The sequence below is a fragment of the Microvirga sp. P4_G7 genome (assembly GCF_056401005.1).
The window spans coordinates 1-7,185 of record NZ_JBFUKD010000143.1 but is presented as its reverse complement, the minus strand read 5'-3'; the positions used below and the strand labels follow the sequence as shown (position 1 = coordinate 7,185).

General features: G+C 61.3%; 7 protein-coding genes and 1 pseudogene. 4 read left to right on the top strand and 4 right to left on the bottom strand.

The features are described 5' to 3' along the window. From AC1DT3_RS08745 to AC1DT3_RS08730, 4 genes and pseudogenes are all read right to left on the bottom strand, one after another. Window positions 1-188: pseudogene (locus AC1DT3_RS08745) on the bottom strand (class I SAM-dependent methyltransferase); the annotation flags it as partial. Window positions 189-194: 6 nt separating this feature from the next. After that, on the bottom strand, window positions 195-1,199 hold the full coding sequence (locus AC1DT3_RS08740; protein WP_477464866.1) for a lysylphosphatidylglycerol synthase domain-containing protein: 1,005 nt from the start codon (window positions 1,197-1,199) through the stop codon (window positions 195-197). Window positions 1,200-1,354: 155 nt separating this feature from the next. After that, window positions 1,355-1,729, bottom strand: a complete 375-nt coding sequence (gene copM / locus AC1DT3_RS08735) for a CopM family metallochaperone (protein ID WP_477464865.1) — start codon at window positions 1,727-1,729, stop codon at window positions 1,355-1,357. A 97-nt stretch (window positions 1,730-1,826) separates the two neighbouring features. Next, window positions 1,827-2,687 carry a LysR substrate-binding domain-containing protein gene (locus AC1DT3_RS08730; RefSeq protein WP_477464864.1) on the bottom strand — a complete coding sequence of 287 codons (861 nt, stop codon included), beginning with the start codon at window positions 2,685-2,687 and terminating at the stop codon, window positions 1,827-1,829. A 153-nt stretch (window positions 2,688-2,840) separates the two neighbouring features. On the opposite strand from AC1DT3_RS08730, the gene AC1DT3_RS08725 reads away from it, so the two are divergent. The 4 genes from AC1DT3_RS08725 (at window position 2,841) to AC1DT3_RS08710 (ending at window position 7,053) form a co-directional block, all read left to right on the top strand. Continuing rightward, window positions 2,841-3,686 carry a transporter substrate-binding domain-containing protein gene (locus AC1DT3_RS08725; RefSeq protein WP_477464863.1) on the top strand — a complete coding sequence of 282 codons (846 nt, stop codon included), beginning with the start codon at window positions 2,841-2,843 and terminating at the stop codon, window positions 3,684-3,686. Window positions 3,687-3,815: 129 nt separating this feature from the next. Next, window positions 3,816-5,369 (top strand): M81 family metallopeptidase, encoded by a 1,554-nt coding sequence (locus AC1DT3_RS08720; RefSeq protein WP_477464862.1) that lies wholly within the window; start codon window positions 3,816-3,818, stop codon window positions 5,367-5,369. 131 nt (window positions 5,370-5,500) lie between these two features. Next, the gene (locus tag AC1DT3_RS08715) at window positions 5,501-5,776 is read left to right on the top strand and encodes a hypothetical protein (RefSeq protein ID WP_477464861.1); all 276 of its coding nucleotides are present in this window, start codon (window positions 5,501-5,503) and stop codon (window positions 5,774-5,776) included. Window positions 5,777-5,781: 5 nt separating this feature from the next. Continuing rightward, window positions 5,782-7,053 carry an NAD(P)/FAD-dependent oxidoreductase gene (locus tag AC1DT3_RS08710; RefSeq protein WP_477464860.1) on the top strand — a complete coding sequence of 424 codons (1,272 nt, stop codon included), beginning with the start codon at window positions 5,782-5,784 and terminating at the stop codon, window positions 7,051-7,053. The last annotated feature ends 132 nt before the right edge of the window (window positions 7,054-7,185 follow it).

Sequence of the window (7,185 nt, the reverse complement as noted above, 5' to 3'; positions counted from 1 at the left end):
GCGTATTGGTGGACCGTGTTCAGCACAGCGAGGAAGCGAGGAGTCGCCGTTTCGAAATAGGATAGCAAGGCTGGATAATCTGCAGGAACGACGCCATCGGCATAGCGGTATGGAATGAAGAATCCGCGTGCCTTGAGGCCGAACACCGTCGAGAGGCCGAACCAGAGCCTTCGCCAGAAAATCCGCATGGAAGCTTAGATCAGCGGAGGTGTAGGCGGCACCGGATCGTGCCCGGAGGCGCCGCGGTTCTTCCACGCTTGGCTCAATCGCGAGCGCTCGAAGATCAGGATGACGACGATCGACAAGGCGAAGGGGATCAAGAGGTAGAACAGACGAAAGATGATGAGTGCCGCGAGAATGTCGGGCTTCGGAATGTCCGGCATCGCGGCCAGAAAGACGAGCTCGAAAACCCCGAGCCCGCCGGGCGCGTGGCTCACCAAAGCGGCGGAGAACGAGGCCAGAAAGACCGCGAGGACGACGAGAAAGCTCGGCTCGAGATGCGCCGGCAGAATGAAGTAGATGATGCCGGCGGCGCCCAGGAGCTCGAGGGGAGCGGCAACGAGCTGGCGCACCATGATGGGAGGGCGCGGATATTCCAGCTTGGCCTTGCGGATGACGACAGGGGGCAGGTGAAGGATCGATCCAACCACATAAAGAGCGACGACGCCGAGGAGCACGCAACCAATGAGGCGCGCGGTGGTCGGGTTGGTCAGCGCTCCCGGGAGATGGTCTTCGAGGCGGTGGAGCAGGCCAGGATCGAGCGTGAGCGCGACGCCACCCAGCAAGACGGTCCCCAGGCCGAACGTGAAGGAACACAACGCGACGAGGACTGCAATCTGGGCGGCGCTCAGACCCTTGGACGAGTACGCGCGGTACCGCACGAGGGCGCCCGAGAATACGGAGGCGCCGATATTATGGGACAGGGCGTAGGTGGTGAACGAGGTCACGGAGACGAACAGCCACGAGATATGCCTGATGCCGAGGTGGAGGAGGGCGATCCGGTCGTACCAGGCGAGCGCCGCGTAAGCCACGAGGGTCGAAAGACCGGCCATCAGAAAGCGGTGGGACGGAACGGCCTTGAGACTGTCCCAGACGTCGTCGAGCGATATTCCACGCAATTCGCGATAGAGAAGCCAACCGGAGACGACCACCGCTGCAAGCCCGATGAAAGGCCACATAAACTCACGCACATTTTTCATCGATTGCGGCCAGGCTGCTCCCCGTTTCTCCTTCTGTGCCTGACAACCCTTTGCTCCGCAAGGGGAGACCCACGCGGCGGAGCGACACAAGGCTTCGCCTTATACCAAAGGGTGTAAACGGGCATGCCGGCAGACCTCGGCACGCCCGTCCGAGGTCACTGACCCTTCGTCTTGAGCCAGCTGTTCAGGACGGCGATTTCCTTCTCCTGAGCCTGGACGATTTCCTGCGCCAGCTTCTTGAGCTCCGGGTCCTTGCCGTATTCGAGGACAATCCGGGCCATGTCGATGGCGCCTTGGTGATGGGGGATCATGCCCTTGGCGAAGTCCACGTCCGCGTTCCCGGTGTAAGGGATCGTCATGTCCTTGTGCATCCGAGCCGCGGCTGCCTCGTAGGCAACCGTCGATGGGCTGCCCTTCGATGCCGGCGTGGAGGGCATGGCGTGGCCCGCGTGCGGATTGGGAGATTGGGCGAGAACGGCGCCGCCGAGAACGACGAGAAGAGAAGCGCCGAGGAGTGAAATGGCTCTCATAGAATGCATCCGGATGGATCTCAGGTGAAGGTGGAGCGAAGGAACTTCACTATCAGAGCCGATGATGGTCGTGCGACGTCATCTTTCGTCGTTGTGTTCAAGAAGTCGTGTTGTTCAGAAAGCTTTCCAACATCCAACGCCGTACCGCCATCACGGCGGGACGGCGTTCGTGGTCACCGGCGTCGATCAGGAAAAACGCGGCGGGCGCGCGTGCGCTTTCTTTGAAGGGCCGCACCAGCTCCCCTGACGCGAGATAACGCCGGCACGTGATGTCGTCGCCCATCGCGAGGCCCACGCCCGCGACAGCGGCCTCGATCATGGCCAGATGGTTGCCCATGAAGTGGCGCCCTCCCATCAAGATGCTGCCTTGAGGAACGGCTGCTTGCCACAGATCCCATTCATGTCCGTTGGCTGCGCAGAGCAATGGCATTTCGGCCAATGCCCGCATCTCGCCGTCGAACACGGCGGGACTGCAGACCGGAAAGAGATCGGGATCCGCGAGGCGCTCGCAGCGACGACCAGGCCAGATCCCATCGCCGTAGCGGATGCACAAGTCGACATCGGACGCGATGACCTCCTTCGGACTGTTGGAGGGCCGCAGATGGAGGCGAAGTTCAGGATGGCGTTGCAGGAGCTGTCCCAGGTTTGGCGCGATCCAGAGGCAGGTGAGGGCGGGCGGAGCACTCAAGGTCACGTCGCCTCGCACGCTCGGTGTTTCCAGGCTGATGAGCGCGGACATCAGCATATCGAACCCTGAGCTGAGGGGCCCGAGCAGTTGCTCTCCCGTCAGGGTCAGCTTGAAGCGGTTGCCGGCCCGCTCGAGCAGATCAGTTCCGAGAAAAGCTTCGAGAGCCCTGAGCTGGTGACTGATGGCGCCGTGGGTCACGCCGAGCTCTTCGGCCGCCCGCGAAATGGACTTGCGTCTCGCAGCGGCCTCGAAGGCGCGCAGGGCGTTCAATGGTGGCAATCGCCGCGACGACATTGTTAGTTTTTCTCACAGTTTACCGCGAGACATTCTCGGTTGCGTGAGCCCTGCTGTCTAGAGCAAGGTTTTGCCCTGCGCGGTGAGCCCGTGGGCACGCGCTCACCATTCATAAAAGGGATCGGTTCGATGAAATTGACTCGGGTACTTGGATTGGCCGCAATCGGCATGACGGTCTTGACGAGCAGCGCCCTGGCGCAAGCCAAGGCATGGGAAACCGTGAAGATTGCGACGGAGGGTGCCTATGCTCCTTGGAATTTCACAGGTCCGGGCGGCAAGCTGCAAGGCTTCGAGATCGATCTGATCGCCGAGTTGTGTCCTCGAATGAAGGTCAAGTGCGAGGTCGTCGCCCAGGATTGGGATGGCATCATCCCCGCTCTCAATGCGCGCAAGTACGATGCGATCATGGCCGGGATGCAGATCACGGACAAACGCCTGGAAGTCATCAATTACTCGCAACCCTATGCGAAGACACCCGGTGCCTTCCTCGTTGCCAAGGATTCGCCCTTGGGAAAAATTCGGAACGACAAGGTTTTCGACATCGGCACCGATCAAGCCTCGGCGCAGAAAGCAGCGGACGAGCTAAAGCCGCTTCTCAAAGGCAAGGTCGTGGGCGTGCAAGGATCGACGACGCTCGCAACGCTGATGGAGCGTCTGTTCCAGGGTGTCGAGATCCGCGAATATAAGACGACCGAACAGCACGATCTCGATCTCGCGGCGGGTCGCGTCGATGCGGTCGCGGCAGCTACAACGACGCTCGACATCACACTCAGCAAGCCGGGCTTCGAGGATTATGTTATTGCGGGACCCGGATTCACCGGCGGCTTCATGGGCCGTGGCGTTGCAGTCGGGTTGCGAAAGGACGATCCCGAATTGAAGGCGCTCTTTGATGGCGCGATTGCAGCGGCGATCGCCGACGGAACCGTCTCGCGTCTCTCGCAGAAGTGGTTCAAGCGCGATCTCGCCGCGAAATAGCGGCCACTTTCATCGTTGCGTCTGTCGCTGAAAAGCGGCCGACGAATTCATCCATTGCCATGACGATGTGAGGGCCGCTGCGGCGTCGAGCAGCGGTTCGACCTTCGCTCAACCTTTTTCGGAGACGACATGACCTACCGCGTTCTTTCGGCACAGATCATGCACGAGTCCAATTCCTTCAGCAGCCGTTTGACCTCCCTCGATCGTTTTGCCGATATGTTTCTTGCGTACGGCGAAGATGCTATCCGTGCGCTCGAGGGAACCAACACCGAAGTCGCCGGATTTCTTGATGTTTCGCGCGAAAGACAATGGGATCTTGTTCACGTTCTGAGCGCACACGCGAACCCTGCCGGTTGTGTCACGCAAGAGGCGTTCGAGGAAATCCTCCAAACTGTCGAAGAGGCGGTGCGCCGCGAGGGGGAAAGGCTCGACGGCATCCTTCTCGCGTTCCACGGCGCGATGGTCACCACCGATTTGGGCGACGGGGAGGGTGAGATTCTTGAGCGGCTCCGTCGCATCGCCGGGCCCGATATCCCGATTGCCGTCACGCTGGATCTCCATGCCAACGTGACGCGACGGATGTGCGAACACGCCGATATCCTCGTTTCCTACAAGACGTATCCGCACATCGACATGCGGATTGCTGGCCGACACGCCGGAGAGCTGCTTCATCGGACGATGGCGGGTGAGATCAGTCCATGCACGCTTTTCGTTCGCCCGCCGATGCTTGAAGATGCCAATGGCGGGCGTACCGATGTCGGGCCGCTCGTGGCGCTGATGGACCGTGCGCGTGCTTATGAACAGGAGCCGGGCGTTTTAGCCGTGAGCGTCAACGGCGCGTTTCCTTATGCCGATATCGCGGAGATCGGGCCGACGATCACCGTCACTTACTCGGGCGACCCGGGACCTCATCTGCGCTTTGCCGAGGAGGCAGCTGAGGCGATGTGGGCCATGCGCGGCGAACTCGTGAACAAGTTTCTCACCCCGGAGGAGGCAGTCGCCTCCGCTCTCCATTCATTCGATGGGAAGAGCAATGGCCCCATCGTCATCGCGGATTATGCCGATAATCCGGGAGCCGGCGGCTACGGAGACGCGACCAACTTGCTCAAAGCGCTGATTGCTGCCGATGCCGATGCGTGCATATGCCCGATCATCGATCTGGAAACCGCTTTGGCGCTCCAGGAGAGGACACCAGGCGAAAAGGTTTTGATCCGTCTCGGCGGCAAGATCGATMCAACGTTCGGCGGCGAGCCCCTCGAATTGGAAGCGACTTTGGTGAGCGTGTCCGAGGGATCCTACGTGTGCGATGGCCCGATGTATGCGGGAGTACGCATGTCATTCGGCCCGACGGCGGTCGTGAAAGTGGGACGCGTTCTCATCGTGATCGCAACGGAACCGCACCAGGCGCATGACCTCCAGCAGTTCCGTGCTTTCGGGATCGAGCCGACCGAGAAGGTCATCGTCGCCGTCAAGTCGATGCAGCACTTTCGCGCGGCCTTCGAGCCGATTGCAGGTCGCGTTCTGGTTTGCGACAGCGGTGCGCTCGCCTCGCCCGATCTGAGAAAATTCACCTTCGATCGCGTCCCCCGGCCCGTCCATCCGCTGGACGACATTGTGGTGGCCAGGATGGAGGTGTTCGTGCCGGCTCCCCGATCCGAGGCTTCCGTGCGACGAAGAGTTTGACGATGGCTCGCACCGCACCGCCCTATCTGGACGCAGCCGCACCGCGCGCTCGCCTTGAGAGGGGCGGAGGTGGTATTGCTCTGTACTTCCTCTGGCACACGCGTGCTTTCGGAAGATGAGATAGAACCCAGATGTTGTTGACCTCCATCAGCACGAACGTCGCTATGGCGCATGAAATTCCGGCGGCCACGCTGCCGCACATGAATGTGTATTGCGACGATCGAACCGTAAGTCCCGCTATCGCCGGCGAGATGGTGCTCGCCGTGAGAGACGGCGGCGAACTGACAACCGGCCGCGCACGCGCCGCCGACCATGGCATGCCGCACTTCTTCCGATCGATGGGGCTCGGGATCGAGGATGTGAAGATGGCCTTCGAAATCCATCGTCTTCATCTCCGGGCGGCGTGACGGCCGTGTCGACGGCTCACGGACAGGGCGATGCGGACGTTCTCGTCTTGGGAGCGGGAATCGTCGGCGTATCCGCGGCGCTCCACCTCCAGCAGCGGGGTCGCCGCGTCGCGTTGATCGATCGACGCGGTGCGGGCGAAGAGACGAGCTATGGCAATGCGGGCCTAATAGAGCGCTCGAGCGTCATTCCCTATGGCGTTCCGCGCGACCTGAGGATCCTCGCGCTTTACGCGCTGAATCGCTCGGCCGATGTCCGGTTCGACTGGCTTCACGTTCCCAGGCTTACATCGTGGCTCTGGCGTTTTTGGCGTGAATCGTCGCCCTCCAAACTTCGCGGCGCGGCAGGCGATATGTTGCCTCTGATCGAACGCTCCTTGATCGAGCACGAGAATCTGATGGCGGAAGCAGGTCTGCTGAAGGATCTGCGCAAGGGCGGCTGGATCGACGCGTTCCGCACGCCCGGATCGCTCGATCGAGCGGTGAAGAATGCCGAGTCGCTGCGACTCTATGGCCTTCGCTTCGATGTGTTGGATCGCGCCGAACTTCAAAGGCGCGAGCCCCACCTCTCTGACGTTCTCATCGGCGGCATTCACTGGCTCGATGCGGCCAGCGTTCCTGACCCGGGCGCAGTCGTGAAAGGCTATGCGAAACTGTTTGAGAAACGCGGCGGGGAAGTCCTGGAAGGCGACGCAAGAACGCTTCGCCAAGATGGATCCGGTTGGAGTGTCCAGACGCAAAATGGGCGCGTGGGCGCGCGCGAGGTGGTGGTTGCTCTGGGCCCTTGGTCCGATATGGTCCTTCGGCCCCTCGGCTATCGGGTGCCACTGGCTGTGAAGCGCGGCTATCATCGTCATTTCCGTCCCGCCAGCGATGCGGTTTTGCATCATCCAGTGGTCGATACGGATGGTGGCTATCTGCTCGCTCCGATGGCACAGGGCATCCGCCTGACGACAGGTATTGAATTCGCACCGCGTGACTCCGTGCCGACGCCGCAGCAACTCGAACGAACGGAGCCCCTTGCCCGCACTGTCTTTCCTCTGGGGACGCGTCTAGAGGCAGAACCTTGGATGGGAAGTCGTCCGTGCTTGCCTGACATGAGACCCGTCATCGGGCCCGCTCCGCGCCATCCGGGTATGTGGCTGGCTTTTGGTCACAACCATCACGGCTTTACACTCGGACCGGTGACCGGCCGCTTGATCGCGGAGATGATTACGGGACAGCAAACCTTTACCGATCCGGCGCCGTACGCGGTAACGCGTTTCCGAGGCGCCCGATAGCGCGCAGGATCCGATTGCGGCAGGATTTTCTTGAGGAGATCGTGCCGCACAGGGAAGCAAGCAACCAGGAGTGCGTTCAACCTGCGCGAATGCCTGCTCCGGTTACTCGCCAGTCAGCGACCGTGTCTCCAT

Bases quoted from the DNA above. Each gene is read 5' to 3' on its own strand.
- AC1DT3_RS08740 (WP_477464866.1), bottom strand. From the start codon at position 1,199: ATGAAAAATGTGCGTGAGTTTATGTGGCCTTTCATCGGGCTTGCAGCG.
- copM (WP_477464865.1), bottom strand. From the start codon at position 1,729: ATGAGAGCCATTTCACTCCTCGGCGCTTCTCTTCTCGTCGTTCTCGGC.
- AC1DT3_RS08725 (WP_477464863.1), top strand. From the start codon at position 2,841: ATGAAATTGACTCGGGTACTTGGATTGGCCGCAATCGGCATGACGGTC.
- AC1DT3_RS08715 (WP_477464861.1), top strand. From the start codon at position 5,501: ATGTTGTTGACCTCCATCAGCACGAACGTCGCTATGGCGCATGAAATT.